Source organism: Neiella litorisoli (assembly GCF_014773395.1).
Taxonomy (GTDB): Bacteria; Pseudomonadota; Gammaproteobacteria; order Enterobacterales; family Neiellaceae; genus Neiella; species Neiella litorisoli.
Genome location: NZ_JACXAF010000003.1, coordinates 223,190 through 249,952 on the forward strand (window position 1 = coordinate 223,190; position 26,763 = coordinate 249,952).

The 26,763-nt window shown below is 47.5% G+C and carries 26 protein-coding genes; 21 read left to right on the plus strand and 5 right to left on the minus strand.

All coding sequences use genetic code 11. The annotated features are described in order from the left end of the window. Positions 1 to 10 precede the first annotated feature (10 nt). Together IC617_RS03120 and IC617_RS03125 are read left to right on the plus strand one after the other, a co-directional pair. Positions 11 to 1,273 carry an efflux RND transporter periplasmic adaptor subunit gene (locus IC617_RS03120; RefSeq protein ID WP_191143519.1) on the plus strand — a complete coding sequence of 421 codons (1,263 nt, stop codon included), beginning with the start codon at positions 11 to 13 and terminating at the stop codon, positions 1,271 to 1,273. A gap of 15 nt (positions 1,274 to 1,288) precedes the next feature. Beyond that, entirely contained in the window at positions 1,289 to 4,486 is a 3,198-nt protein-coding gene (locus tag IC617_RS03125; protein WP_191143520.1) for an efflux RND transporter permease subunit, read from the plus strand. A 90-nt stretch (positions 4,487 to 4,576) separates the two neighbouring features. Here IC617_RS03125 and cadR read toward each other — a convergent pair whose 3' ends face one another. Further along, complete coding sequence (gene cadR, locus IC617_RS03130) at positions 4,577 to 4,978, minus strand: Cd(II)/Pb(II)-responsive transcriptional regulator (RefSeq protein ID WP_087505609.1); 402 nt, start codon at positions 4,976 to 4,978, stop codon at positions 4,577 to 4,579. A gap of 211 nt (positions 4,979 to 5,189) precedes the next feature. On the opposite strand from cadR, the gene IC617_RS03135 reads away from it, so the two are divergent. Both IC617_RS03135 and IC617_RS03140 read left to right on the plus strand, forming a co-directional pair. Further along, positions 5,190 to 5,969 (plus strand): cation efflux transmembrane domain-containing protein, encoded by a 780-nt coding sequence (locus IC617_RS03135; protein WP_224745745.1) that lies wholly within the window; start codon positions 5,190 to 5,192, stop codon positions 5,967 to 5,969. A 95-nt stretch (positions 5,970 to 6,064) separates the two neighbouring features. Further along, the gene (locus IC617_RS03140; RefSeq protein WP_191143522.1) at positions 6,065 to 6,550 is read left to right on the plus strand and encodes a methyltransferase family protein; all 486 of its coding nucleotides are present in this window, start codon (positions 6,065 to 6,067) and stop codon (positions 6,548 to 6,550) included. A 331-nt stretch (positions 6,551 to 6,881) separates the two neighbouring features. Here the strand turns inward: IC617_RS03140 and IC617_RS03145 are convergent, their stop codons facing one another. The 4 genes from IC617_RS03145 to IC617_RS03160 form a co-directional block, all read right to left on the minus strand. Further along, positions 6,882 to 7,151, minus strand: a complete 270-nt coding sequence (locus IC617_RS03145; RefSeq protein WP_191143523.1) for a late competence development ComFB family protein — start codon at positions 7,149 to 7,151, stop codon at positions 6,882 to 6,884. Positions 7,152 to 7,243: 92 nt separating this feature from the next. After that, entirely contained in the window at positions 7,244 to 7,855 is a 612-nt protein-coding gene (locus IC617_RS03150) for a DUF2057 family protein (RefSeq protein WP_191143524.1), read from the minus strand. 5 nt (positions 7,856 to 7,860) lie between these two features. Further along, positions 7,861 to 8,298, minus strand: coding sequence for a primosomal replication protein PriC (gene priC / locus IC617_RS03155; RefSeq protein WP_191143525.1), 438 nt, complete (start codon positions 8,296 to 8,298; stop codon positions 7,861 to 7,863). A 92-nt stretch (positions 8,299 to 8,390) separates the two neighbouring features. Then, positions 8,391 to 9,158: a TSUP family transporter gene (locus IC617_RS03160; RefSeq protein WP_191143526.1), complete on the minus strand. Its 768-nt coding sequence runs from the start codon at positions 9,156 to 9,158 to the stop codon at positions 8,391 to 8,393. A gap of 417 nt (positions 9,159 to 9,575) precedes the next feature. On the opposite strand from IC617_RS03160, the gene IC617_RS03165 reads away from it, so the two are divergent. The 17 genes from IC617_RS03165 (at position 9,576) to IC617_RS03245 (ending at position 26,691) form a co-directional block, all read left to right on the plus strand. Then, positions 9,576 to 12,401, plus strand: coding sequence for a TonB-dependent receptor plug domain-containing protein (locus IC617_RS03165; protein WP_191143527.1), 2,826 nt, complete (start codon positions 9,576 to 9,578; stop codon positions 12,399 to 12,401). 703 nt (positions 12,402 to 13,104) lie between these two features. Then, positions 13,105 to 13,872 carry a DUF3450 domain-containing protein gene (locus IC617_RS03170; protein ID WP_191143675.1) on the plus strand — a complete coding sequence of 256 codons (768 nt, stop codon included), beginning with the start codon at positions 13,105 to 13,107 and terminating at the stop codon, positions 13,870 to 13,872. Beyond that, positions 13,869 to 15,236, plus strand: a complete 1,368-nt coding sequence (locus tag IC617_RS03175; protein ID WP_191143528.1) for a MotA/TolQ/ExbB proton channel family protein — start codon at positions 13,869 to 13,871, stop codon at positions 15,234 to 15,236. The genes IC617_RS03170 and IC617_RS03175 overlap by 4 nt, the downstream gene beginning before the upstream one ends. Next, positions 15,236 to 15,760, plus strand: coding sequence for a MotA/TolQ/ExbB proton channel family protein (locus tag IC617_RS03180; RefSeq protein WP_087507167.1), 525 nt, complete (start codon positions 15,236 to 15,238; stop codon positions 15,758 to 15,760). The genes IC617_RS03175 and IC617_RS03180 overlap by 1 nt, the downstream gene beginning before the upstream one ends. A 13-nt stretch (positions 15,761 to 15,773) precedes the next feature. After that, positions 15,774 to 16,178, plus strand: coding sequence for an ExbD/TolR family protein (locus IC617_RS03185; RefSeq protein WP_087507168.1), 405 nt, complete (start codon positions 15,774 to 15,776; stop codon positions 16,176 to 16,178). Between the two features lies 1 nt (position 16,179). Further along, entirely contained in the window at positions 16,180 to 16,773 is a 594-nt protein-coding gene (locus IC617_RS03190; protein WP_191143529.1) for an energy transducer TonB, read from the plus strand. A gap of 11 nt (positions 16,774 to 16,784) precedes the next feature. After that, positions 16,785 to 18,086, plus strand: a complete 1,302-nt coding sequence (locus IC617_RS03195; protein WP_191143530.1) for a tetratricopeptide repeat protein — start codon at positions 16,785 to 16,787, stop codon at positions 18,084 to 18,086. 459 nt (positions 18,087 to 18,545) lie between these two features. Further along, the gene (locus IC617_RS03200) at positions 18,546 to 19,886 is read left to right on the plus strand and encodes a tyrosine-type recombinase/integrase (RefSeq protein ID WP_191143531.1); all 1,341 of its coding nucleotides are present in this window, start codon (positions 18,546 to 18,548) and stop codon (positions 19,884 to 19,886) included. Then, the gene (locus IC617_RS03205) at positions 19,883 to 20,452 is read left to right on the plus strand and encodes a hypothetical protein (RefSeq protein ID WP_191143532.1); all 570 of its coding nucleotides are present in this window, start codon (positions 19,883 to 19,885) and stop codon (positions 20,450 to 20,452) included. The genes IC617_RS03200 and IC617_RS03205 overlap by 4 nt, the downstream gene beginning before the upstream one ends. Positions 20,453 to 20,548: 96 nt before the next feature. Next, positions 20,549 to 20,731, plus strand: coding sequence for a helix-turn-helix transcriptional regulator (locus tag IC617_RS03210; RefSeq protein ID WP_191143533.1), 183 nt, complete (start codon positions 20,549 to 20,551; stop codon positions 20,729 to 20,731). 205 nt (positions 20,732 to 20,936) lie between these two features. Further along, on the plus strand, positions 20,937 to 21,413 hold the full coding sequence (locus IC617_RS03215; RefSeq protein ID WP_191143534.1) for a hypothetical protein: 477 nt from the start codon (positions 20,937 to 20,939) through the stop codon (positions 21,411 to 21,413). Continuing rightward, positions 21,400 to 23,247 (plus strand): PriCT-2 domain-containing protein, encoded by a 1,848-nt coding sequence (locus IC617_RS03220; protein WP_191143535.1) that lies wholly within the window; start codon positions 21,400 to 21,402, stop codon positions 23,245 to 23,247. The genes IC617_RS03215 and IC617_RS03220 overlap by 14 nt, the downstream gene beginning before the upstream one ends. Before the next feature lie 140 nt (positions 23,248 to 23,387). Next, positions 23,388 to 23,543 (plus strand): hypothetical protein, encoded by a 156-nt coding sequence (locus tag IC617_RS03225; protein ID WP_191143536.1) that lies wholly within the window; start codon positions 23,388 to 23,390, stop codon positions 23,541 to 23,543. A 169-nt stretch (positions 23,544 to 23,712) separates the two neighbouring features. Further along, complete coding sequence (locus IC617_RS03230; protein ID WP_191143537.1) at positions 23,713 to 24,822, plus strand: phage major capsid protein; 1,110 nt, start codon at positions 23,713 to 23,715, stop codon at positions 24,820 to 24,822. Between the two features lie 45 nt (positions 24,823 to 24,867). Next, complete coding sequence (locus IC617_RS03235) at positions 24,868 to 25,305, plus strand: HK97 family phage prohead protease (protein ID WP_191143538.1); 438 nt, start codon at positions 24,868 to 24,870, stop codon at positions 25,303 to 25,305. Continuing rightward, on the plus strand, positions 25,292 to 26,332 hold the full coding sequence (locus IC617_RS03240; protein WP_191143539.1) for a phage portal protein: 1,041 nt from the start codon (positions 25,292 to 25,294) through the stop codon (positions 26,330 to 26,332). Before IC617_RS03235 ends, IC617_RS03240 begins: the two co-directional genes overlap by 14 nt. Then, the gene (locus IC617_RS03245; protein WP_191143540.1) at positions 26,329 to 26,691 is read left to right on the plus strand and encodes a head-tail connector protein; all 363 of its coding nucleotides are present in this window, start codon (positions 26,329 to 26,331) and stop codon (positions 26,689 to 26,691) included. The genes IC617_RS03240 and IC617_RS03245 overlap by 4 nt, the downstream gene beginning before the upstream one ends. Positions 26,692 to 26,763: the final 72 nt, after the last annotated feature.

Below are 26,763 nucleotides of genomic sequence, written 5' to 3' on the forward strand. Positions count from 1 at the left end.
GACGGTATCAATGAACATGAAATTTATGACTATTTTAATTGCCGGATTGCTCAGTTCATCGGCTACATTGGCATCTGTGACAGAGCATGCTCATGCGGCCTCTCGAACTGATAGCCACGAACCGCATCAAGAACCTCATGAGCACCAAGAGGAAGAAAATGAGGAGCATGGTCAGCACGGCCACAGTGAACATGCACATGAAGAGCACGATGACCTCAAAGGGAAAGGTGAACCCCAAATTGTAGAGGGCGAGCATGATGCGGAAGGTGCGGTAACACTAAGTCCAGAGCAAATGGCTCTTGCTGACATTGCTGTCGAGCCACTTCAATTCCAACAAATTGATTATCAGCTGTATGCTCCGGGGGAGATCCTAACCAATGGCTACACAAGCTATCGGGTCTCTCCCCGCGTTCCTTCTGTGATTTTAAATCGCCACGTGGCTCTCGGAGAGCATGTTGCAAAAGGACAAAAGCTAGTCACTCTCTTTAGCGAAAGTGTCGCCAAAGCTCAATCTCAGTTTCGTACAGCATGGCCTGAATGGCAAAGAGTCAAATCGTTGGGCCAACAAACGGTTGGCGCTCAACGCTATGTTGAAGCAAAGTCGAACCTTGAAGCGGCGCAAGCGACCTTGCTGGCGTATGGGCTGGCGTCCAGTGATTTAGAAAGCTTGAAAAAGCAGAGCGCACCATCTTTGGGTGAGTATACATTGAGAGCTGAAATTGCTGGCTCGGTGCTATCCGATGAATTTGAGCAAGGGCAACGTATTGACCCAGGCGAGCCTCTCATCCTAATTGCTGATGAAAAGCAGCTCTGGGTAGAGGCTCACTTATCACCGAACTTAGATATGTCATTGGAAGCTGGCTCAAAAGCCGAAGTGGTAAGCGCAGGTAAAAGGGTCGAAGCCGTCGTATCTCAAGAAGCCCATACCATCGACCCGGTTACGCGCACACGCCTCGTGCGACTGGTCGTTGATAATGCTGCCCATCAACTTCATCCAGGTCAATTTGCCGAAGTGTTTTTTAACTTTCGCACGAAACATTCAGTGATTGCAGTACCAGAGTCGGCGTTAATTCGAGATGAACATGGTGATTGGACTGTTTTTGTTGAAGATCATCCAGGGGAATTTATTCCTATGGAAGTCAAGTTGGGAGATTCCTATGGGCAAGTTCGCGAAATTCGGGGAATGAAACCGGGGACGCGGGTTGTGACTAAGGGGGCATTTTTCGTTGCTTCACAAATCGCCAAAGGCGGTTTTGACCCCCACAACCACTAAGTAACTGGAGTCCCAATGTTTAATCGAATTATTGATTGGGCTGTGGCCAACAGGTTGTTGGTACTGATAGCCCTCGTTGTCATTATTGTTAGTTCTACGTTTCTGATCCCTAAACTAAATTTGGACGCATTCCCTGACGTCACCAATGTTCAGGTCTCAGTAAATACCGAAGCACCTGGGCTTGCTGCCGAAGAGGTTGAGCAGCTTATTACCTATCCTATTGAAGCGGTTATGTATGCGCTACCCGATGTGAAGGAAGTCCGCTCTATATCAAAGACAGGCTTGTCGGGTGTGACGGTCGTATTCGAAGAAGGCACCGACATATACTTTGCCCGACAATTGGTGTTTGAAAGGCTTCAAGCTGCTAAAGAGCTAATTCCTGAGGGCGTAGGTACGCCAGAAATGGGGCCAAATACGTCAGGTTTGGGTCAGGTCTATCAGTACCTTTTGGTCGCTGAGCCCGATTCTGGATTTGATGCAATGGCCTTACGCAGCCTTAATGATTGGGTTGTGAAGCTGCTGCTTATTCCAGCAGAAGGGGTGACCGATGTGCTCTCATTCGGTGGTGAGGTTCGCCAGTATCAAGTCAACCTAAATCCTTCCCTATTATTGGCATACGAGCTCTCTCAGAACGATGTAATTGCTGCTCTGGAACGAAATAATACTAATGTTGGCGGTTGGTATATGAATAGAGGCCAAGAACAACTCGTGATCAGAGGAACTGGCTGGGTAGCCTCGGGAGATCTTGGGTTGAAGCAACTTGGGCAGGTTCCAGTTAGAACTATTGATGGTGTTACTGTCACTGTTGCCAACGTTGCTGATGTCTCGTTGGGAGGGGAGATCCGTCAAGGTGCGGTAACCATGAGCCGAAGGGCCGAAGATGGCACTATCCACCCCCTTGGCGAGGTTGTCTCTGGCATCGTTCTTAAGCGTATGGGAGCAAATACCAAAGCAACCATTGATGGGATCAACAGCAGGGTTGAGCGTATTAATCAAGCATTGCCAGAAGGGGTTCACTTTGAAGCTTTCTATGACCAGGCAGATCTGATTTCGCAAGCGGTGCAGACGGTAGTCAATGCGCTGTTACTGGCCTTCGCGCTGATCGTGGTGATATTGGCACTGTTTCTGATGAACCTCAGAGCAACATTGCTGGTTTTGCTTTCCATTCCCATTTCCATTGGTATCGCCCTAATGGTGATGGCCTGGTTCGGTATCTCGGCTAATCTGATGTCATTGGGAGGCATCGCCGTTGCGATTGGTATGCTCGTTGATGGCTCGGTGGTGATGGTAGAAAACATGTTTAAGCACTTAAGTCACTTTGATGCTGAACATGATGAACAAAGCTCTGCCAGAGCAGCACACTCGGCCAGCGTTCTTAGGAGTGGTTCTCCTAACAAAAGTAGCATTGCACTTAGGCTTCAACTCGCAGGCCGGGAAGTGGCGCGACCTATCTTTTTTGCAACCGCAATTATTCTGGTTGTATTCATGCCTCTGTTTAGCTTCGAGGGAGTGGAAGCAAAACTGTTTCAACCCATGGCCGTGAGTATCATGTTGGCAATGCTAGCTGCTGTGGTTGTCGCTCTGTTGATCGTACCTGCGCTTGCGACATATTTGTTCAGAAATGGCATCAGAGTAAGGCATAGCTTTGTGCTTCAACCTCTTGAGCGAGCATATAGAGCAGGACTGCTCTGGAGCCTGAATCACAGTCGGGTTGTAGTAAGTGTCGCTGTTTTGCTGGTCATTGGGACGGCTACTGTAGTCCCTCGTCTGGGTACTGAGTTTGTACCAGAGCTTGAAGAAGGAACGATTAACCTACGCGTTACATTGGCTCCATCTTCCAGCCTAAATACAGCACTGGAAGTTGCGCCTAAGCTCGAAGCTATCTTGATGCAATTTCCCGAAGTAACCTATGCCATGTCTCGTATTGGTAGGGCGGAAATTGGTGGCGATCCTGAGCCTGTTAACAACATAGAAATTTACATTGGCTTAAAGCCCGTTGCTGAATGGACAAGTGCAAACAGCCGCTACAAGTTGCAAGAGCTTATGGAGCACAAGCTTGAGCAGCATCCGGGCCTGCTATTCAATTTCTCTCAGCCTATTGCAACTCGGGTCGATGAGCTACTCTCGGGGGTTAAAGCTCAGCTCGCAATTAAACTTTTTGGACCTGATCTAACTGTTTTGGCGCAGAAAGGGCAAGCGATAGAGTCCGCAGTAAAGGATGTAGCTGGTGCGCGTGATGTCGCCATGGAGCAAATCGCTGGCGAATCTCAATTGGTAGTGAAACCTAATCGTCGTGCACTTTCCCGATATGGCTTAGATGTTGAAGATGTAATGTCATTGGTTCGTGACGGAATGGGAGGGGTAAGTGCGGGTCAGATCATTAACGGTAATGAACGCTATGACATCTATGTGCGAATAGCAGAGTCGTTCCGTCAAGACAGAGAACAAATCGCAGAGCTTCGTTTACGCTCTCCTTCTGGTGCATGGGTGCGCTTGGGGGATGTAGCAGAGGTGTCGGTAGAGTCTGGGCCACCGCAAGTGCGCCGGGATGATGTTCAACGCAGGGTTGTTGTTCAAGCCAACGTCCATGGCAGAGATATGGGCAGCGTGGTGGCTGATATTCAGGAGGCGATTGCCAAGAAGGTTGATTTACCTCCCGGCTATTCAGTGGATATCGGGGGGCAGTACGAAAACCAGCAGCGGGCACAGCAACGGTTGTCACTCGTAGTGCCGTTATCTCTTGGTTTAATTGCACTGCTATTGTATTTCACATTTGCTTCCGTTGGGCAGGCGATGTTGATCCTTGTGAATGTTCCATTAGCTGTAATTGGTGGCGTGTTCGCTTTGTGGCTATCTGGCCAATACTTATCAGTGCCAAGTTCTGTTGGCTTCATTACGCTGTTTGGCGTCGCGGTGTTGAACGGTGTAGTGATGGTTGAAAGCATCAATCAACGCATTAAAGATGGTTCTCCTGCTGAAAGCGCCGTGTTTGATGGGGCGCTCTCAAGGCTCAGGCCGGTACTAATGACCGCAATGACCTCGGCACTGGGGCTCATCCCGATGTTACTCTCAAATGGTGTTGGCGCTGAGATCCAAAAACCACTGGCTACCGTTATTGTCGGAGGGTTGGTAACAGCAACGCTGCTAACACTCTTTGTACTACCAGTGCTATTCACTTGGTTTTCAAAAGGCAAATTACAGGAAACTTCATAACTAAGTAGCCTACCGCTTCAGCTCGAAGCGGTAGGCAATGACACACCGGCCAAATTGTCCAAGATTGCTACACAAGCTTAATTTTCAATTTCAGATGGATGATTTAGGTGATAGCTCATCCAAAATTCCACACTGCTCAATGGTGCGAGCTTGTCCACATTTTTGACGCAGTACCTTTAAATCATCGTGAAGCTTTTGCAGATCAATAATACGAGACTTCACAATACCTATGTGTTCATCAATCATGCCGTTTACTTTCTCACAAGGTCTTCCTGGAGAGTCCTGAAGCATTATCAATTGTTTAATTTCATCCAAAGTCAAACCCAGAGTTCGACAATTTTTGATGAAAGTTAACTTATCCAGAGCCGGAGAGTCATACACACGAAAGTTTCCACCCGTCCTGGCTGGCGCAGAAATCAACCCTTCTTTTTCGTAGTAACGAATGGTCTGGACAGAGCACCCACTGCGTTTTGCCAATTCACCTATTTTCATCTTGTATGAAAGCTCCTTATTGACTCTATAGTAACTATAGAGTGTAGGCTTAGAGAAATAGTAACTTCAAGGCCTAGTTATGACATCTGATCCCTCACAATGCTGTGGTTGCAAAAGCAACAAGGTTGATGCATCGCCTTCAAATGAGTTTCCACAATCCGATCTCAATTTGACAGAGTTAAATTTGGTTAGTGTGTTCAGCGTGCCAAAGATGGATTGTCCTTCGGAAGAAAATCTGATCAGAACAGCATTTGCGAACTTTGGCGGAGCGATCTCCTTCGATTTCGATATACCGAATCGGAAAGTGCATGTGTATCACGCCGACTCGCCTGAAAAGGTGGAAGCAACCATCAAGTCGGTTGGGCTTGGTGCTCAGCGACTATCGCTCGAACATGTCGATGCAGAAAGTGCCAAGAAGATATTAGAAGAGGCTAAGTACAACGACTCACGAGAAGCTTGGGTATTGAAATGGCTGCTTGGTATCAATGCAGTGATGTTTTTTATTGAGTTTACAGTGGGCATTGTTGCGCAATCTGCGGGCCTTATTGCGGACTCTTTGGATATGTTTGCTGATGCAGCTGTTTACTTAGTGGCACTGTATGCAGTTGGAAAAGCCGCTGAAGCCAAGCTAAAAGCTGCGCACGTGTCTGGCTGGTTGCAGTTAATCTTAGCTGTTGGATTGTTGATGGAGGTCGCTAGGCGAGCCTCTATGGGAAGTGAGCCCGTATCATTGCTGATGATGGCGATTGGTGGCGTTGCCTTAGTAGCAAACGTGATATGCCTTATGCTGATTTTCAAGGTTCGAGACAATGGCTCCCACATGAAAGCCAGCATGATTTTCTCAGCCAATGACGTGATAGCCAATGCTGGAGTCATTCTCGCTGGTCTTCTTGTTGCAGTGACAGGCTCGCAAATTCCTGATTTGGTGATTGGCGTTGTTATCGGGCTAGTCGTGGCAAATGGTGCTCGGCGCATACTTTCATTGCGATGACCACGGCGCTTTGCCTGCTTTTTTACAACCATTTGAGACTCCACTAACGAGCAGCGTTAAAAGGTTTCAAATATATGTTCAATCGAGGATGCAGCATGTCTTATTTATCAAGCTTGGAGCTAAAGGTCCCGCCAATCATTGTGCTCCTACTGACAGCCAGTCTCATGTTGTTATCATCGGAAGTTACTGAGCCGCTCTCTTTTGATGTACCAGCAACTCAAGGTTTAGGTTGGTTTTTCGCTATTGCTGGATTGATTGTCATTGGACGTGGTGTGCAAGTATTTCGGCACCACCAAACAACAGTCGATCCACGCGTTCCAGATGCTTCAAGCCATTTGGTGGTGTCAGACATATATGGCTATACACGCAATCCAATGTACCTTGGGATGGCTCTATGTTTGGTTGGATGGGCATTCTATCTTTGCAATTTGATTGCTCTTGGACTTGTATTTGTCTTCATGGCCTACATCACTCAGTTTCAGGTTATCCCAGAAGAGCGTTTTCTCGGCAGAAAATTTGGGCAATGCTACACGGATTACGCTGGAAAGGTTGGGCGCTGGGTCGGGAAAAAGAAGAGCTAATAAAATTCCTAATAAGAGTAGCTAACAGTAACTCATTTGTGTCCATAAACGCGTTACGCCGTTTGCTGAAACCTAACTTTTTGGAGAAAGCCAAACAAGGTTCGCCTGAGTAAGTACCCCGGGTTTACCCGGGGGAATCTACGGTTCGCTAACAGCTAGCAAAATTGCGATGCGGGGCGTTGTAAATTTACTATGGCAATTTGGTTGTATGACAGACTTTCGCTGCAATTTTATGCAAACTTATGCTGCAAATTTGAGTGTAACTTATTGATTCAAAGAGTCGCGCTATGCAAGCTTTTGATGCAAACATCAACCCTTCAATTTATACTCACTAACTTCTTAGTGATTCATCCGACTCAAGAAACTCAATCGACTTATCAATAGCCTCGCGAACTTTCATCTCCATTGTTAGCCGTTCAGATGCAGGCAGATAAAACGCCATATCGACTTCATGTCGAATGTAACGTGCTGGTAATTGATTCAGCGCTAAGCAACAAAGGTCGGCTAAATACTCAGGATCTTTGCCTTCCAGTGATGGCAACTTGGCGATGTAGTTGGCGATAAGGCGCTCGTAATAATTGTATAAGTTGTCGAAAATCATTAACTCTCTCGTCCTGTCGTTCGCGGCTATTTACTTCGCTTGGTATAACACATAAGTCTACACCGTGGTAATGACAAACGTGCTTTTGTGAATTACTTGGCTTGCTCGGAAACCTCCGACAAAAATGCCTGTCGAGTTGCCGGATCGGCTTGTTGCCACCAGTAACGAAGCATCTGACCGGCCGTTGTTGATGAAGCCGAGTTCGCTGCTGCGGCAGCGTTGTTTGGCGCAGCGGCTATAGGCGTTGCACTGACATGATCGGTTGCTGTAGTTGGCGCTGCTGCGCGCGGCGCATAGACAGGTTTTAACAACGCAACGTTTTGCCCAGAAACAGTGGCTACTTTAATGGTGGGTTTTTTGGCAAACGCGACTGCTGCTGATTCGTTTTGTGGCCGCTCTGCAGTCAGTTGGTATTGCCCTTGTGATTCGGCGTGAAAGGTCAGGGAGACAGGTTCAGAGGTCACGGTCTGGTGAGTGTCATCGTAATCTGATTCGAGCAGGTCCCGATACCTGACGGTGATGGTATTGATGCCCTCATTCAACGGATAGTTCTCATTATCCATCAGCAAATACCAAGTTTGTTTTTCACCGTTGAGTGTGACGATTTGCAGATGTTCAGGAACAGCAAGACTGGCGGCAAAACATGTTGCATGGAGACAGAACCAGCCGATGAAAACAGTACTGAGGCGAGAAAACAAAGTCATAGTCTTTAGTCCTTGAGAGAGTTTTCAATGACACTAATGGTGTCTTGACAACGCATCAACCGTTGCCTTGCGAAGTTGGTTTTTGCAGCAGAAGCGCCTTGATCGATCAAAAATGTTAATTGTTGCTCCAGACGCTGCTCGAATCCTTTGAGCTTGGCCAGTTCTTGCTCGATATTTGACCAATCAATATTGTAATTTTTGTTAAAGTCGGCCTTTGGCTTGCTCGCAGCTCTCGGTCGCTGGTTTTTAACAGTTATGATGCGCCAAATTTTAGCGAGGTGATCGCCAATAAGCTCCAGCTTGTGTAAGGAAATATTGCCATTTTGATGTTTGATCTGGTCGGAGGTTAATTGTTTGATCTGGCTAAGAATGAGATCCAATGCGCTGTGCAGATCGGCGTCTGGCGTTGCTAATGTAAGGTTATCAAAGTTGATTGCTGGCACCTTATCTTGATGATCAGCAGGTGCGTCGCGGAGCATCGCTTTGGCTTGCGAGATTCGTGCTTCTAACAGTGCAATGGTTTGCTGAATTGATCTCATGCCCAAGCGTTCCAGCAAAGTTTGATTGCTAATAAAGATACGCCAGCAATAAAGATAGGCCGGATTAGGTTGGCGCCAAAGCGGATGGCTGAATGGGCGCCAATATAGGCACCAGCCATAATGCAAACGCCCATACTCAAGCCAATTAACCAACTGACTTGGCCAAGGATGACAAAGGTGGTCAGGCTGACGAAGTTACTGATGAAATTCATGGTGCGGGCAACACCCGATGAATAGAGCAAATCTAACTTATGCAGCTTGAGTGTTGAAAGCGTCCAGAAGGCGCCAGTGCCAGGACCGGCAATACCATCGTAAAAACCGAGCACAGTGCCTTGTACACCTTGTTTGCGCGATGACGGCGGGCAATGAGGGTCGCTAGCATCAGATGGCGTCTTGAGTTTGGTTACCAAGCTATAAACAGCAGTAAACAGGACAATGATTGGCAATGCTTTTTCCAGTACGTCCTGATTCGTATAGTAAGCGGCAACAGTACCGAGCACGGCGCCTATGGCCGTGCAACACATGGCAATCAACCAAAAATTAGGAAAAAACAAACGCTTCTTATAAAAGGTGATGCTAGCGGTTAAGCTGCCAAAGCTGGCTGCAAGTTTATTCGTTCCGAGCGCTAGGTGAGGAGGAAGTCCGGCGAAGAGCAGGGCGGGAATGGTTAACAGTCCGCCGCCGCCGGCGATGGCATCGATAAAGCCAGCGACAAACGCCGCTAAACTAAGCAGAGCCCAGATCTCTGGCGAAATAAAATCCAATGTGTACTCTCGTTTTTTTTCAAGGGCGGTAGTCTAACAAAAGAATTTGTCTTTGATTTAGATCTTTTTTGTCGCCTCAAATAGTTATCGGAATATGCACCATGAATAACTATTCATTATTTTCATATAATTATTTTGTTTCTGAGTGTGAATAGTGCATATTTCAATATGGTTAACCTATTGAAAAACATGCAGATAAAATTGTATACATCAGAAAATTTGTAGTTTGTTCACTTTTGTTTCTAAATGCCTGCCTTTTGTTACTCAATGTTAAAAAAGTTGTTGACGTCACATTTCTGAGTGTGGTTATATCAGATGCGACAGATCAGGTCGCTATGACTTGGTGAAATATAGTCAGTTTAACTGGCACATAAACAATAAACCGCGTCTCAACGTGGTCCAGGGAGAAAATAAATCATGTTTGCTAGCAACAAACTTGCAGCAGCAGTGCGCTTTGCCGTTTTCGGCGTAGCAGCTGCTTCTACCGTAGCGGTTGCTCCTGCTCTTGCAGCAGAAGAAACTTCTGAAGTTAAAAAAGGTGATGCGGAACGCATTCAGGTAACAGGCTCTCGTATTAAGCGTACTGACTTGGAAGCGACGTCGCCGATTTCTGTATTCGACGAAGAGTCGATTCAGATTTCAGGTGTTAACCAAATCGCTTCTTTCATTAACCGCCTTCCTTCAGCTGGTGTCCCAGGTTCTACCGATACTGGTACTAACTTCCGTACTACAACGACTGGTTTGAACACAGTTGACCTGCGTAACTTGGGTTCAGAGCGTACGCTGATCTTGGTTAACGGCCGCCGTCACATCGGTGGCTCTGCTGGTTCAACAACTGTTGACGTGTCAATGATCCCAGTAAACCTGGTTGAGCGTGTTGAAGTCGTAACTGGTGGTGCTGCCGCCGTTTACGGTTCAGAAGCAATCGCTGGTGTTATTAACTTCATCATGAAGGACAACTTCGAAGGCCTTCAGATTGACACGCGTTATGGTGATTCAGATTTAGGTGGCGCCGAAGAAAAAGATATTTCTGCGACAGTTGGTGGCAACTTTGCTGGCGATAAAGGTAACGCAGTTGTATACATCGGTTACAGCCGCAAAGACCCTCTCTATTCCCGCGACCGCAAAATGTCTGAAGCTGATGCCGTTAACTCCAGCTTTGGCCCTAAAGGCAACTTCTTAATTGGTGCAGGTACCCCTAATGCGGCATTGATTACTCAAAACGAGTCAACTGGCCTTTGGGACAAGCCTTTCGTAGCTGCTGAAGATGGCTTCAACCGTAACGGTGAGCGTATCATTCGTGTTCCATCTGAGCGCTACCAGATGAATGCCAACATCACGTATGACATTACTGATGAAATGCGTTTCTTCACTGAAACTTCTTACAACCAGCTGACCTCTGATTCTCGTTTGGAACCAACCATTACTGGTGAGTTCATCAGTGTTGGTAACAGTATTCCTAACATCCGTATTCCTCTGGCAAACCCATTTGTTCCAGAAGAATTGCGTGATGCTGCTCTGGTAGCAAACCCAGATGCAGAAGAAATCACTATGTACCGCCGTTTTGTTGAGCTTGGTCCTCGTACTAGTGATGTGCAGCGTAAAGTATTCCGTACCGCATTCGGTTTGGAAGGTACTATCGCCGATGAATGGGACTACGAAGTTTACTACCAGTACGGTAACTTCAGCCAAGACCAAACTAACGGTGGTGTCTTCAACACCCTGAACTTCTACAACGCATTGCGTGTTGAAGAAGATGGTGAAGGCGGTTATCAGTGTGCTGATGACTTTGCACGCGATCTAGGTTGTGTGCCAATCAACGTATTTGGCCGCGGTTCAATTGAAGGCGAGGCGCTGGATTGGGTTGCTGTTGATAGCCAGCTGACTTCTCGCATGGAGCAAGAAGCGATTGGTGCTGTGATCTCTGGTCCAGTATTTGAACTGCCTGCTGGTGAAGTTGTAATGGCCGTTGGTTATGACTGGCGTGAAGAAGAGAGTAAGTTCAACTCTGACTCTCTGGCTCAGTCTGGTTTGACTTCTGGTAACACCACGCCAAACACCAAAGGTTCTTATGACGTTCATGAGTTCTTCGTCGAAGGTATTGTGCCAGTATTAGATGGCGTACCATTTGCTGATTACTTGGGCTTCGAATTTGCTGCTCGTCACTCTGACTACAGCACTGTAGGTACTAACAGCACATATAAAGTTGGTTTGGACTGGCGTCCAATGGAAGACTTGATGGTTCGTGGTAGTATCTCGACTGCGGTACGTGCGCCAAGCATCAACGACTTGTTTGACCCAGGTTCAGAAACCTTCCGTGACGTAGTTGACCCATGTGCTCTCGGTGGCCGCGGTGGCACCAGTGCAACTGGTGAAACTTATGAAGAGCAAAGCGCTGAAGTACAAGCAAACTGTGCGGCTATTCCAGGCACTGCTACGCTTGACCCATTTGCAATTAACATCCGTAGTGCTGGTGGTCTAGCCGCTGGTAACCCAGACTTGGAAGAAGAAGAGTCAGATACCAAGACCTTTGGTTTCGTTTACTCGCCTTCTCAAGTTGAAGGTTTGAGCATGACCGTCGACTACTACAAAATCACTGTAGACGACGCGATCAACGGCTTTAGTGCGCAAACCACTGCTGACCAGTGTGTTCGCCAGAGCAGCTTCCCAAGCAACCCATTCTGTTCGCTGATTGAGCGTGATCCGAACACTGGTTTGATTCTGCGTATCGATGACAAAGTAATTAACGTTGCGACGTTTGAAGCCGAAGGTGTTGACTTCACTATCGACTACGGCATGGACTTCTACGGTGGCGACTTGATGTTTAACCTCATCGGTAACCACTCAATGACCAACGACTTCGAACCGTTTGCTGGCGGTGAGATAGTTGATAGCCAAGGTGAAATCGGTGCTCCAGATTGGAAGGCCAACTTCGGTACCACCTATGCTAACGGCGACTACCAAGTTGCATGGACCATGCGCTACTTGGATGGTGTGTACGTCGAGAACGATTCTAAAGAAACATACGGTACTATCGGTTCTTACACCTACCATGACTTGAACGCTCGTTACTACTTTAACGACAATTTCGAGTTCTTCGCTGGTGTTGACAACCTGTTTGACAAGAAGCCTCCATTCTTGGGTCAGGGCGTACCTGGTGACGTAACTGGTACTAACACGGCCGCAGACGTTTACGATGCAGTCCGTCGTTACTACTACGTCGGTGTGACTGCTAAGTTCTAAGCAGCCCCACATAACGCCTGTAAAAAGCCCGCTAGCGTCGCTAGCGGGCTTTTTTAATGGCTGAGTTTTGGCAAGACGTGGGGAATCCTGTATTTAGCTAGCAAATCGCTTACAGATGTAATTTTCCGATCAAAATTGTCAGATCCGAGAGGTGGCTCGCAAACCCTATTATTCGTGGCTCTCAGCGAAAATATTTTCAAATGAAATGACGTTTGTCATGAAAAGTCGTAACTCCATGTCATTTAGAAACAAAATTTCAGGGTTCTTTCAGATGTGAAAGAAATGTGAACGGTTCCTGTAGTGAGATTGTGATCACATATTTAAATTTAATCACCAGCCTGTGAAATCGAGTTTGCAATCAAATTAGTTCGAGATTCCAACAAATGCGGCTGAAAAATCGTCGTTACATCAACAGCTTATCGTTAATTTTAATTTCTATCTTTTTGTTTTCTAACGATAAAAATGGCTTCGAAAAAATTGGGAAACCGGTTTATTTGACTGTTGTCAATAAACTACAGTTTAGCCCCTTCAGGGCCGCCCCATCGCGTTGACATGCTGGGGTAAATGGTAGAACATTCTTCGCCATTATCGCCATTAATAGGATGGTGATAAAAAACTAATGAAAGCTTCATACCCCCCTTTAGTTCAGTGAATTAATCGCGGGGCCGTTCAATTCGATTGTTGGTTGGGAACTATGTCCAAATTGATCAAGAGAAGCCTGGTAGCTACTGCGCTTGCAGGCGCTATGGTCGTGTCAGGCACGGCTATCTCAGAGCCTCTTACCGACGTACAAAAAGCGAGTGCTGCAATCCACAAAGATGCAGCTAAATCACAAGCAAAAATTGATAACGTCGTAGACCAAACTCAAGTCCTTCTCGAAGAGTACCGTACAACTCTTGACGAGATTGAAAATCAGAAAATCTACAACGACCACGTTGCTGTTCTGGTCGCAGACCAAGAAGAAGCCGTTGCTTCGTTGCAAGACCAAATTGATAGCATTGACCGCACTGCGCGCGGTGTTGTGCCATTGATGTATCGCATGATCGACACACTGGAGCAGTTTGTTGCTCTGGATGTGCCAATTAACATGGACGAGCGTCAAGACCGCATCAGCAAACTGCGTGACGCAATGACAATGTCTAACGTTTCTGTTTCTGAGCAATTCCGCTTGGTAATCGAAGCGTACATGGTAGAGAACGAGTACGGCACGAAGATCCGTGCTTACGAAGGTAAATTGAACTATCAAGGTACCGACATCTCTGTTGACTACTTCCACTTGGGCCGCATCGCTTTTGTTGCTCAGTCTCTGGACCAGAAGAACGTTTGGGTTTGGGACAACGCGACTCGCGAGTGGGTTAAATTGGGTGATGAATACTTGCGTCCAATTACGACTGCCATCCGTATGGCGCGTAAGCAAGCCCCATTTGATCTGGTTACTTTGCCAATTAGTGCTGCGGAGACTGCCAAATGAAGCAACTGACTAAATCAATTCTTTTCGCTGCAGCGGTAGCTGTTTCAGCTACAGCGGTAATGCCGGCAACTGCAGCAGACGCTTCTAAAACTCTCGATCAATTACTTGAGCAAGTAAAAAGCGATCGTGTTTCTGAGCGTAAACTGAACAAAAAGCGTGAAGCAGAATTCCTCGCTGACCGCACCAACATGAAGGCTCGCGTTAACAAAGCGAAAGCTGACTTGGCTGCTGCACTGCAACGCGGTGAAGAGCTCAAGCAATCGTTCGCTGATAACCAAGACCTGATCGCAGAAAAAGAAACTGAATTGGAAAACGCCAAGGGTAACCTGGGTGAGATGTTCGGTGTTGTACGTAGCTCTGCTGGTGAAGCAGTTGGCCGTATCTCTACTTCTGTCGTTAGTGCTCAATACCCAGGTCGTACAGCATTGCTGGAAGAACTGGCTGAAGCAAAAGCACTTCCTAAATTGGAAGAGCTCGAAGAGCTGTGGATTGCTCTGCAAACTGAAATGACCGAGTCTGGCAAGGTTGTCCGTTTCAACACTGACGTGACCAAGCTGAACGGTGATGTAGTTAACGAAGAAGTGATTCGTATCGGTTCTTTCGGCATCGTTGGTCAAGACGGTTACCTGCGTTTCGATGCGGCTAAAGGCGAAGTTCAGCCTCTAGGTCGTCAGCCAGGCAGCCACATGGTTTCTGCTATCCAGTCATTCATGAATGTTGACTCTGGTGTTGGCCCAGTCTTCATTGACCCATCTCGTGGTCAAATCTTGGGTCTGTTGATGCAGAAAGCAACGTTGACTGAGCGTTATCACCAAGGTGGCGTTGTTGGTTACATCATTACCTGTGTGCTGGCAATTGGCTTGTTGATTGCTCTTGAGCGTATCGTTGTTCTGACTTTGGTCGGCGGTAAAATCCGTGCGCAACAGAAAAACCTTAGCAACCCAAGCGACAAGAACCCTCTGGGTCGTATCTTGATGGTTGGTCAGCAAAACAAAGACGTTGATCTGGAAACTCTCGAGCTGAAATTGGATGAAGCGGTTCTGCGTGAACTTCCAAAAATTGAGCGCGGTATTTCGCTGATTAAGATCTTCGCAGCTATTGCTCCGCTGTTGGGTCTATTGGGTACAGTGACCGGTATGATTGGTACCTTCCAATCGATTACGCTGTTCGGTACTGGTGATCCGAAGATCATGGCAGGCTCTATCTCTATGGCTCTGGTTACTACAGCTCAAGGTCTGATCGCGGCTCTGCCTCTGATTCTGGCTCACAGCTTGGCCGCTGGCCGTGCCAAAACCATCTTGTCAATTATTGACGAGCAAAGTGCAGGTATTGTTGCCGAGCACGCTGAGCAGGAGAAAGCCTAATGTTATTCCTGATGGGCCTCTGGGAAACCGTCAGGGATTTTGTGGCGACCGGCGGTAACGTACTTTACGTTGTTGCATTCGCGCTCGGCCTCATGTGGATTTTAATGATCGAGCGCTACTGGTTTTTAACCTGGGTGTTCCCAAAAGAGCGTAAAGATATTATTGCTCGCTGGGATGCTCGAGTGGATACCACGTCCTGGACTGCGCACCGCATCCGAGATTACTGGATTGCAGACGCCAATGGACGTATTACAGCTCGAATGATTGTTATCAGAACGTTGGTAGCCATGTGTCCTCTAATCGGACTACTTGGCACCGTTACCGGCATGATTGAGGTGTTCTCAACCATGGCCACACAGGGCACCGGTAACCCTCGTCTGATGGCCTCAGGTATCTCCATGGCCACAATTCCGACTATGGCGGGAATGGTAGCTGCTTTGTCTGGTGTGTTCTTTAGCTCACGCCTCGAAGCAAAAGTGAAAATGGCTAAGGCCTCATTGGTTGACAGCCTGCCACATCACTAAGAGAGATTGATAAATGGCACGTAAAACAAGACGTGAAGACGAAGAAGCAGCAATTGATATGACGCCGATGCTCGACATCGTATTCATCATGTTGATCTTCTTCATTGTAACCACCTCTTTCGTGAAAGAGGCAGGTATTCAGGTGAACAAGCCTAAGGCTAACAACACCAGTAAAGAGCCTAGCGCCAACATTTTCATCGCGATCAAAGAAAACGGTGAAGTCCATATGGACCGTCGTATGATCGATGTTGAACGTGTAACGGCGAATATCGAGCGTATGCTAGCTGAGCAGCCAACCGACACCGTTGTGGTTCAGGCTGATAAAGAAGCCAAGCATGGCATTGTTGTGAAGGTCATGGACCAGATCAAAGAAGCCGGTATCGATAAGATCTCTATTGCTGCAGCATCTGGAGGTTAATATGTTGCGATTGCTCGTATCAGTTTTGGTCGGCATCGCGGTTACCTTTGGCTTGTTTGTATTCATGGCTGAGCTGATTGCTAACAGTGCACGAGCCCCCGATAAGGGCAGTGAGCCAGTGGTAATCGACATTTTGGTTGCGGAGAAACAAGCCAAACCGATGACTCGGAAACGGCCACCACCGCCACCACCGCCGCCTAAGACGCCTCCGGTTGAGCCGGACCCAGTGGATAATTCAGCGCCATCTATCAACCTAGATGCGCCACGAATTGAAACTTCGAGCGGCGGCGGATTCACCGCGCCAACGGCGATTAACCGTGACGGTGAAGCAACACCAATTGTTCGGATTGAACCTAAGTATCCGATCAAGGCAGCCCGAGATGGTAAAGAAGGTTGGGTTAAAATGAGCTTTACCATTAACGAGCTAGGTGGTGTAGAAGACGTAACCGTGATCGATGCCGATCCGAAACGCGTATTCGACAAAGAGGCAAAACGTGCTCTACGTAAGTGGAAGTACAAGCCTAAAGTTGAAGACGGTAAAGCGATGAAGCAGTTCAACCAACAGGTTGTGCTAGAGTTCAAACTGGGTAACTAAGGAGAAAAACAATGAAACGCAAAAACGTTGTTTTGACAGGTGTGCTTTGCGCCGTCTTTGCTCTGTCTTCTCAGTTGTTCGTCGCTGCGCCTGCCATGGCCAAAAAGAAAGAAGAAGAGAAAAAGGTTGACCCGTTAACCAAAGCACTGAAAGAGAAGTATCCAAAGCACAAGACTAAGGTTGCTTCTCCGAAAGTGGGTAAAAAGGTTTTCGAGGCCTATGACCTTTACTCTGCTGACCAGGTCAAAGAAGCCCTCGATCTGCTGATGGATCTTGAACCGAAATCAGAGTTCGATAAGGCTTACTTAAACCGCTTTATTGGCAGCTTAATGGCTGGTGAAGAAGGCAAAACTAAGGATGCGATCGGCTACATTAAGAAAGCCGTTGCGCCTGCGGTATTGAACCCACGCGAACAAGCAGAAGGTCTTAAGTTGCTCGGCGACCTGCAAATGCAGGAGAAGATGTACACAGAGGCGATTGCTAGCTATAAAGCGTGGATGGAATATACGGGTATTGAAGACAAAAACGTCTACGTTCGTATGGCGCAAGCTAGCTATGAACTGGAACGTTATGCCGACATGATCCCGCTGGCTGACAAAGCAATTGCGATTGCTGATAAGCCAGACAAAAATCCATATGTCCTGAAACTCTCTTCTTACTATGAGCGTAAGCAATACAAGAATTCCGTTAAGGTGTTGGAACAGCTTGTTAGCTTATTCCCAGAAGATGAGAAGTGGTGGGCTCAGCTAGGCATGTTCTACATGTTGGTTGATGACTACGAGAAAGCACTTGCAACCATGGACCTTGCGTACAAGAAAGGCTTGTACTCAAAGGAAAACCAGTTCAAAGCGTTGTCTCAGTTATATTACAACCAGAACATCCCTTACAAATCTGCTCAGGTGCTTGAAAAGCACGTCAACAACGGTGACGTAAAGCGTGATGAGAAGATGCTGACCCAAATCGCCAACGGGTATCGCGGTTCTAAGAACTTCGATAAAGCAGCCAAGTTCTACGGCGAAGCTGCCAAACTGTCTGGCGATGGTGACTTGTATCGTAAGCAAGCAAGCATGTATCTGATGATCGAAGAGTATAACTTAGCGATCGCAGCTGCTAAAAATGCAATTAAGAGTGGCGTTGAGAAGAAAGGCTCAGCGAACATGATGATTGCGGAAGCTTACTTGTATAAGAAAGATCTGAAGTCGGCGCATACTTATGCGACCAGAGCGGCTAACGATCCTTCGACTCGCAAGACCGCCAAAGGTTGGGCCAATTACATTAAGAGTAAGGCAACCCAACAGGGCATCGCACTGTAACAGCTAACGCTGATGCAAATAAAAAACCTCGATGACTATCATCGGGGTTTTTTTATGGGCGATCGTCCGCTTACCGAGTGGCCACCCTGAGAAGGCGGTTATCAACCACTCGATTGATGGCGTGATTGGCATAAGCAAGAACAGGCTAACTGATGGTCTTGAGCGCCGCGCGTTGTTGACGGAGGGGGGCATAGCCTAAGGGCTATGTTGATCGGGCTTAAGCAGAAAAGGCCTAGCAGAAGCTAAGCCTTTGAATTTGGTGGTCTCCACGGCAGGATTTGAACCTGCGACCCCCGACACCCCATGCCTATTTACTTACAAATCTTGAATAGTCATTTTGATACATAAAAATCATTTAAAACAAATAGTTTAGTGGTGTTTGCTAAGTCTGAATAAGTCAGTTAAATTAACTAAAAATCACCATAATTAGTCATGTAATTAGTCATGGAACTGTTTTGAATGGCGCTTTCAAGAAAACAAGTTGAGCGTATTTTTGCCAATCCGACAGGTAGGCAGTCGCTGCACAACCATGAAGATGGGTTGGGGCTACGCGAATCTATCAAGGGCAAATTCACATGGCAGGGGCGGTATAGCTTCGAGGGCCAGCAGAAGCGGCTTGATTATGGCACTTACCCGCAGATTAGTTTGGCTGAGGCCGAGGACAAACATGACGAGACTCTGGCACTTGTTCGGGAAGGTATCGATCCGAGAGCTGAGTTAATAGCAGCGAGCGCCCCCAAGACGGTTAGCGAACTTTGCCAACGATGGTTGAAGCTGGATGCCGAGAAGAACCGCCGCCGCCCCGAGTTAGCCCGAGAAGTGATTGACGCCAATATTGCACCACCGATAGGCCACATCAAATTGGCTATTCTGGCAAAGCGCCACGTTCACGCAATCACTGATCCCCTTGTTGAGAAGGGAAGTGCAGGCCAAGCTAAAAAAGCACTGGGCCTGTTTCGTCAAATCTGCAACTGGGCCGTTGAACGGGACTACCTGACCACTAACCCAACAGCAGGGATTAACAAAAGCCGATTGGGTGGAAAGACGGAACCAAGAACCCGAGCGTTAGACGATGAAGAACTGGCGGCGGTATGGTCAATCATTGGTGGCTTGGGGTTAGGTGTGTTGACTGAGATAGCGATCAAGCTGTTAATTTTGACCGGTCAACGGCGCTCCGAAGTCGTTGGGGCTGAGTGGCGTCACGTCGATTTGAAAAAGAAAATCTGGCATTTGCCTATGACCAAAAACGGCAAGCCCCATGATGTGCCACTGTCAGATTTAGCCGTTGAACTTTTCCTGCGTTTGAAGGGGTATGGGCTGGACGACAAACGATGCTTCCCGATTGATGAAAAGTCGCTAACTCGGGCTATTGCGCGGAAACAAGATGATTTTGCGATCCCCAAGTGGGTGGTCCACGACTTGCGTCGGAGCTTTATTACCGGCTCTGTTGCACTGGGCCTGCCGATTCATATTGTCGAGCTTTCTGTTAATCACGAATTGCCCGACATGCTGCGCGTTTACGTCGCTGGACAAAATAATGAGAAGTTATTCGAGCAGAAAAGAGCCGTGATGGATGCTTGGGCTGAACACATTGCCGCGCTCATACAGGACAAGCCAGTGGCGCTATCGCGTGAAGATCTCAAAGCCAAGGCGAATGAACTTTGGTTGTTGTATCACAAGAACGAACCAGCTAGCCGCTGCGCGGTAACGTTGGTTGAACGACTAAGCGAATACACAGACCGACCGCCCACGGCGCTCACACTGCAAAAGTGGATCGGTGCTTGGAGGAAAGTGGTGTGAGAAGATCATTTAATGAAAAAGCGTCGAGCAAAGGGAAAAACCTGATTGTATTTGGGAGCGGCGAAAACACCGTGACTTTCGACTTTCAAGAGCAGCCTTTCGATCTTATGAGCGAGTTTGGCAATCTGTCTGTTGTCGATAAGCATGTTGTTGGTGCGGATATTGATAAACTAATTAGTAGGTTAGAAGCAATGGTTTCCTCAGATCGACATGGCAATGTAAGCAAAAAGGTTTTATCACGCTTAAAAGCCGAACCTGCGAGCCAAGAAACCCAGTTGGAGGCTGCGAGGGAGATTCTCGAGGTGGGAGAAAACCGAAAGTCTCTTGAAGAACGAGAGGTTCAGAACTTCTATCTGGAAATCCAGAGAAAAAATATTGAGCACAATTTGGGTATTAGTGATCAAGCTATATTAAACGCAATTGTTTTTCGCTATGGATGCGTTTTTAAAGGCTGGTCCTCCGTCAAAGACATAAGGCGACGCCAACGCCGTTTTGTAGAGTTTATCGAGTCTAAAAACCTTGAGCTTTCTATAAAACAAAAAGTTATAAACTTAACAAAAACATAGTGTTATGGATTTTTGTTCATTCTGCCCCCTAGTTACGTGGTGCGGATAAGCTTTTAATAATTCTCGAACCAACACAAGTCACCGAGGGTTATTAAAATGCAAGACAAGTTAATCAGTAAAAAATCACTCCAGAATTTTTTAGGAGTGAGTCAACCAACCTTGGATCGTATGCGCCGTAAAGGTGAATTTCCTCAGCCGATCCGCCTCTCCCCTAAACGAGTAGCTTGGCGTCAGAGTGATGTCGATGAATGGCTGGCCAAAGGGGGATTCAACGCATGATAAAACAAAAGAAAGCCCCGAACGTAGACCACTACGCCGAGGCTCAAACCGGTAAGAGGAATTACCATGATTTTCTTGGTTATCAATATAAGTCAAATGATAGTTTTTGGCAATCAATCAATGTGAGCAAGTTTGACTGCTTCCTGCTTGGCGTTGCTGCTGCAACGTGGCTCGATTGCGCAGCCAGACTAGCAGGAGGTGCGTCATGACGGACGGCTACAAATGGCGCGATGACCTTAATTGCCTAGTCATTAATTCACCACTGGCGCGCTATCTAACTAGAGCTAACACAACGCCTGTGCCGCATGAGCTGACTTGCTCTGTTAGCAATGCTCGGGTGATCCGGCTTGATAACCTGACGCACGTCAAACCTCTTGGTTGGTGGCAACCTGCAATCAATGAGCTTGATCACCTTGAGCATTTGCCAAAACAACTTGGTGTTCCGTCGGATCAACTTAGTGTTTGGACGATTCAGCAGTCGCGCGAGGGTGTGATTGATGGGCGATATTTTGAAATATTGGTTCCTGAATCGACGCTCAGTTACACCCAATGGATAGAGTTTGAGCAAGCTAACCCGTATGTTTGGATTTGCAATCAGATCACATTCAAGCAAGGCGATTTAAATATCTTTGAGTATTGCAGGGATGCGGGTATAGAGGTGCCGCAGCATGAATTTAGTTAAAGCACCAGCAGCTCAGCAAAACGCATTACGCAACGCCAAAGGCGGTGGAACGGCTTACCTACTCGGCAATTATGTACTGGTCGATCTGGATGATAAACCCGACGCACCGTCAGAGGCCGAGCTTGCCGAGGCGTTAGGGTTGCCACTGTGCGAGTTGCAACAGGCAAAATATCAATGGGATGACAACGGGCGCAGTGTTCATTATCTGTTTGCTGGCTCGGATGACTACGGCAAAAATTCAGCGCTTGGTGCCTTGCTACCGGCAGTTGATGTTCAAACCGGAAAGGCGTTGATATTTGTCGCAGACCGTAAGACCCAAGCAACCAATTTCACTCCACCACCTGCGCCGCCGGTTATCCGTGAAATTTTGGCAAGCGCCGCGCCGGTTGCTGCATTACCGCAAGTCAGCAAGCCGGTAACGCCCAGCTCACTCGACTATCTCAAACGTTGCTTATCTCACATTGATCCAGATTTGGAATATCAGCAGTGGGCAGCCGTTATTGCCGGAACCGTGGATCGCTTCGGGCATGACCAGCAGGCGTTTGATCTGCTGAACAAATGGAGCGCTGGCGGCTGCAAATACGCCGGTGAGTCGGACGTTAGCAAACATTGGCGGTCATACAATGCAGGCGGCGGTGTAACCTTTGCCACTGTTACAGCGCTTGCCCGTGAAGGTGGTATGGGCGGCGTTGAAGCGTTTAAAAGTTGGTGTAGGAATAACCCTGTGATTCATTCGTCACCGCTTTCAGAGGTCAGAGGAATGAGCATTTGTGGTCAGTCTCAACAAATGCTGGCCAGTCTTGAACGGGATGTTTTCGCGCTTGAAAGGCTGGTACTGATGAATCAGATCACAATTTTCTTTGCGCCTCCAAATTCAGGAAAGACACTGTTAACGGTACATTTTCTGATTGAAGCTGCGAAGCAGGGTGACATAGATCCGACAAGGGTGATCTATGTGAATGCGGATGACACCCCCCGAGGTGCCGCAACTAAAGCCAGTCTGTTTGAACAGTACAAAATGAATATGCTAGTTCCAGGGCACAACGGCTTTCACAGTGATGACCTATACCCGCTGATTGAACGCCTTATATCAGCCAACGAGGCTAGGGGCGTCATTATAGTCATGGATACATTACGGCGGTTCTTTAACTCAATGGATCATGAGTCAACCAAGGTCTTTGGAGAGTTATCACGGCGTTTTATCAATGCTGGCGGCACAATGTTAGTGCTAGGCCACACCAACAAAAACAAATCGGAAGCGGGGAAAAATCGCTATGAAGGCACTCAAGGGACGGTTAACGATGCTGACGCTGTTTATGTTCTTGATGTTAAGAGCAGTAAGCTAAATGATGATGTCACGAAGTACTACGTGACATTTGAAGCTTCACCAGAGGTCGGCGGCAAGCTGCGTGGAGATAATGAGTTATCGGCGTCATACTCATTTGTTCGATATGAGAAGCAGACCTACAACCAACTGATAAACAGTATCAGCAAAGTATCATCTAGTGATGCGGAGTTAACCGAAGTTCAGCGTTCGGTTCAAAGTAACGTGGATAACATCAATTACATTGAGCATCTAATTAGTAAAGGAATCAGTCGGCGTACAGAACTTATTAAAGCTATCCATGACGGTTGTGAACTATCACGTAGCCGCGCTACTAAGCTGCTCGACTTGCATACAGGTGAGAATTGGAACAACGGACACCGTTGGCGAGTGCTTAAAGGTGATAGTGAAGCTCCGGCAGCAAAGCTGTATCAGTTGCTTACTAACCACCGAGGGTGCCCCCCTGATAAAACTGGTAAATTGGTTAAATTAGAATTGGTGCCATCGTAAGTTGCTGAATACACTCATATTCACCAATTTAACCAATTTTCTAATTTAATAAGTATATAAAGGGGCTGGTTAATTTAACCACTGCTATAATTCAAAGACAGCCCACGGATTAGGGCTACACCAGATAAAAGGATTTATCTATGAACATACCAACTACAACTGTTCGATCATGGCTGCAACGGGTTAATGATATTCAACACCCCGTGGAGCAAATCAACGCCATTGAACGCGTCATTGAATGTTTCGGCTCAGTCGAGTTAGCCAAGCGTTACGTGGAAACCCGAACTAACCAATAACGCTATTCCTCTGGGGGTGGCAGGGCGGACACCAGCGCCTTCGTCAAATTTTCGCTCACACCACCTCCTAATATCTTGCTGTGGATAAATTGTGGATAACTATTGATCTTGAGCTTTTATTTCTATATACCTAGAAATGACGAAATTTATCAATGGGAAGGCCCAACTTATGAAAATTGCAAAATTACGCGCTGCGCTGGCAGCAAAAACCAATGAGCTTCGCGGCATTGTTGCAGCAGCCGAAGCAGAGACCCGCAGCATGACCACCGCTGAGTCAGAACAGTTTGCCGCGCTGAAAGCTGAATGCGAGCAGTTGCAGTCAACAATTGAAGCTGCTGAGTCGGTAGAGCTGCGCGATGTTGGCGATGCAGCAGGTGGGGAGTCTCGCACTTTTGAAATGCCTACTGATGCTGAGCTGCGCGCATTCCTGCTGAATGATGAAATCAGCGAACGCTCGATGGACACTGGCAACACTAATGATGTGATGATCCCAGAAGTGCAGCGCCAGATTATGACAGCGCTCACCGACAATAGCCCGATCCGCCGATTGGCGATGAACAAAACGACTGGGACGCATGAATACCAGTTGCCTGTTCAGCTTAACGGCGCAACCGTGGCCGAAGCCGCAGAGAATGACGCCCGTGGCGAGACTGCAACCCCAACACTGGCGATGGCAAGCGCTACGCTGAGCGAAGTTTACGCACAGCCGAAAGTCAGCCAACACTTGCTTGATATGAACTCAGGTTTTGACATTCAGGGCTTCGTCAATCAGGCCGTTTCCACCGCTTATTCCGAGTCTGAAAACCAACGCTTTGCTGATGTGTTGAACGACGCGACTTTAAATGCTGGTGCTTTTGAGTTTGGCAAAATTCGCTCTGAAACAGTGACTGGCTTAAACGATGTTGATGCGCTGCGAGCATTCACCAAAACACTAAAACGCGCCTATCGCTCGAAGTCAGTTTGGTTAGTCTCTGAAGATGTGTTGACTGGTTGGGAGTCACTAAAAGACGCCGATGGAAAACCGCTTGTAGGCTCTGTTGAAAATGGTGGTTCGACTCGCTTCTTGGGTTACGCCGTGGACGTGTGCGAAGAACTAACCGCTGGTAGCTGTTACTTCGGTGATTTCAACCGCGGCATGTTTACCGTTGATCATACCGGCGCGATGGGTTCGGTAGTGGATCGAGTGACCGAAAAAGGCCAAGTGAAATATTACAGCTATATCTATAGCGCCGCTGGTCTTGCTGACCACAAAGCGCTTTTAAAAGCCGTTACTGCTTAAGCTGAGCCGTTGCCAAGGATGGCACCCTTTTGAGGAGTGACCGCCATGAAGATCCGTGGAACCGCCGCCGCCTACTACAGCAACAGCCGAAACCTTGGCGGCTTTATTGAAATGATTAAACCCAGCGCATTTAAACAATCACTTAAAAAGGCTGATGTCCGTTGTTTATCTGAGCATGACCCGCAGAACCTACTTGGGCGCACCAGCTCTGGGACGTTGCGGCTGCAAGATACTAAAACCGGTCTGCAGTTTGAATGCGACTTACCCGATACCACAACAGCCAATGACCTATCGAAACTCATTGAGCGGGGCGACTTGCGAGGCTGTTCATTCCGTATGCGCGTCTTGAACTCAGAATGGGATTTTGCAGGCAAGGTGCCGCTGCGAATTGTGACCGAAGCAGAGATAGACGAAATCACCATGACCGCAACACCGGCTTATTTAGCCACTGACTGCGAGGTGATATCTGATGTGGCCGTTTAAGCAAAAAGAAACCCGAAGCGCTTATACCTTACCTGAGCTTGAGGCATTGCTGGGAACGGCAAATAGTCGCTCTGGCGTGGCCGTTGATAGCTCTACGGCACAAGCATTAACTGCTGTGTTCTCTGCTGTCAGCTTTATCAGCAAAGGTGTTGCTGGCTATCCACTAAGCGCATCAACAAATGCGCTTGATGACGTGTTGAACCAATCCCCTGATGGCGTGATGACCGCCTACCATTGGCGCTCTGCTGTCATGCAAAACTTACTGCTGACCGGTAACGCATACAGCCGGTTACGCTGGAAGCGCACTGGTCAACTCGACAAGGTGGAGTTCTTACATTCAAGCAGGGTGAGTACCGTCATTGAGCCACCCCATAAGCTGAAAGGCTATTTGGTCGATGGCAAGCCTGTAGGTCGCAGCAATATGCTGCACTTCAAGATCAATGCCTACGACGGGCTGGTGGGTAAAAGTCCGATAGGCGTTTGTCGTGAATCGGTGGGGCTAGGTTTAGCTCAACAGAACCAAGCCGCTGACCAAGTTAAAAATGGCCTACGGCCAAATGGGATCATTGAATTTCCGGCTGCGCTGGGGGCTACAGCAGGCCAAAAATTCAGAGAGTCATTAAGCAAGCGGACAAGTGGTGACACGCTGATTCTGGAAGGTGGCGGAAGTTGGAAGTCAATCGCGCTAAGCAATGTTGACGCTGAATTTCTGGAGTCGCGTCGATTCAGCGTTGATGAAGTTGCTCGCATGTTCAATCTGGACAAGATCTGGCTTCAAAACTCGCAACACGGCGCGCGTTATGACGAGTTGGGAGCCAGTCAAAAATCATTGCTCACTAACACGCTACAGCCTTACATGATTGAACTTGAATCAGAGCTTAGCTTGAAGTTGGGCCAGCCAATCGCATTCAATCTGAGTGAGATCCAACGGTTAGACGTTAAGACTCGTTATGAGGCTTACAAGGCTGCGATTGATGCACAAATATTAAGCCCTGAAGAAGTTCGTCAACGGGAGGGTTTTAAATGAGTATTGACGATCCTTTCTTTCAAACAGGATGTGTCAGCCGCTATGTTAGCTTACGCGACGTAAAGCGACACTTAGGTTTAATGGATTCCTTTACTCTGGATGACGGATACCTATTAAATTTAATCGAGCAATGTGGTCAGGCGATAGATTTGTATTGTGGTACTCGGTTCTCAACGATGGAGCTTGAATCGCCGCCTAAAATATTGCAGTTAGCTACTCTGACTTATGTCGCAATTGCTTATCGTAATCGCGACATGATGCAAGGGGAAAACTCGCGAGCTATCGGCGCGGTCGGTAATTTGCCGAGGGCTGTTGCTGCAATAGTTGACCCATATAAGCAGCAACGTGGCGTATTCTAATGATTTACCGTTGCAACGCGCCTAATTGCGGCAAGCGAATATCACGCCATGACAACGGGCGTTGTATTGAGC

Bases quoted from the DNA above. Each gene is read 5' to 3' on its own strand.
- IC617_RS03140 (WP_191143522.1), top strand. From the start codon at position 6,065: ATGTCTTATTTATCAAGCTTGGAGCTAAAGGTCCCGCCAATCATTGTG.
- IC617_RS03245 (WP_191143540.1), top strand. From the start codon at position 26,329: ATGAGTATTGACGATCCTTTCTTTCAAACAGGATGTGTCAGCCGCTAT.
- IC617_RS03200 (WP_191143531.1), top strand. From the start codon at position 18,546: ATGGCGCTTTCAAGAAAACAAGTTGAGCGTATTTTTGCCAATCCGACA.
- IC617_RS03150 (WP_191143524.1), bottom strand. From the start codon at position 7,855: ATGACTTTGTTTTCTCGCCTCAGTACTGTTTTCATCGGCTGGTTCTGT.
- IC617_RS03135 (WP_224745745.1), top strand. From the start codon at position 5,190: ATGGATTGTCCTTCGGAAGAAAATCTGATCAGAACAGCATTTGCGAAC.
- IC617_RS03185 (WP_087507168.1), top strand. From the start codon at position 15,774: ATGGCACGTAAAACAAGACGTGAAGACGAAGAAGCAGCAATTGATATG.
- IC617_RS03195 (WP_191143530.1), top strand. From the start codon at position 16,785: ATGAAACGCAAAAACGTTGTTTTGACAGGTGTGCTTTGCGCCGTCTTT.
- IC617_RS03240 (WP_191143539.1), top strand. From the start codon at position 25,292: ATGTGGCCGTTTAAGCAAAAAGAAACCCGAAGCGCTTATACCTTACCT.
- IC617_RS03120 (WP_191143519.1), top strand. From the start codon at position 11: ATGAACATGAAATTTATGACTATTTTAATTGCCGGATTGCTCAGTTCA.
- IC617_RS03235 (WP_191143538.1), top strand. From the start codon at position 24,868: ATGAAGATCCGTGGAACCGCCGCCGCCTACTACAGCAACAGCCGAAAC.
- IC617_RS03125 (WP_191143520.1), top strand. From the start codon at position 1,289: ATGTTTAATCGAATTATTGATTGGGCTGTGGCCAACAGGTTGTTGGTA.
- cadR (WP_087505609.1), bottom strand. From the start codon at position 4,978: ATGAAAATAGGTGAATTGGCAAAACGCAGTGGGTGCTCTGTCCAGACC.
- IC617_RS03225 (WP_191143536.1), top strand. From the start codon at position 23,388: ATGAACATACCAACTACAACTGTTCGATCATGGCTGCAACGGGTTAAT.
- IC617_RS03230 (WP_191143537.1), top strand. From the start codon at position 23,713: ATGAAAATTGCAAAATTACGCGCTGCGCTGGCAGCAAAAACCAATGAG.
- IC617_RS03165 (WP_191143527.1), top strand. From the start codon at position 9,576: ATGTTTGCTAGCAACAAACTTGCAGCAGCAGTGCGCTTTGCCGTTTTC.
- IC617_RS03220 (WP_191143535.1), top strand. From the start codon at position 21,400: ATGAATTTAGTTAAAGCACCAGCAGCTCAGCAAAACGCATTACGCAAC.
- IC617_RS03190 (WP_191143529.1), top strand. From the start codon at position 16,180: ATGTTGCGATTGCTCGTATCAGTTTTGGTCGGCATCGCGGTTACCTTT.
- IC617_RS03215 (WP_191143534.1), top strand. From the start codon at position 20,937: ATGACGGACGGCTACAAATGGCGCGATGACCTTAATTGCCTAGTCATT.
- IC617_RS03145 (WP_191143523.1), bottom strand. From the start codon at position 7,151: ATGATTTTCGACAACTTATACAATTATTACGAGCGCCTTATCGCCAAC.
- IC617_RS03210 (WP_191143533.1), top strand. From the start codon at position 20,549: ATGCAAGACAAGTTAATCAGTAAAAAATCACTCCAGAATTTTTTAGGA.
- IC617_RS03180 (WP_087507167.1), top strand. From the start codon at position 15,236: ATGTTATTCCTGATGGGCCTCTGGGAAACCGTCAGGGATTTTGTGGCG.
- IC617_RS03175 (WP_191143528.1), top strand. From the start codon at position 13,869: ATGAAGCAACTGACTAAATCAATTCTTTTCGCTGCAGCGGTAGCTGTT.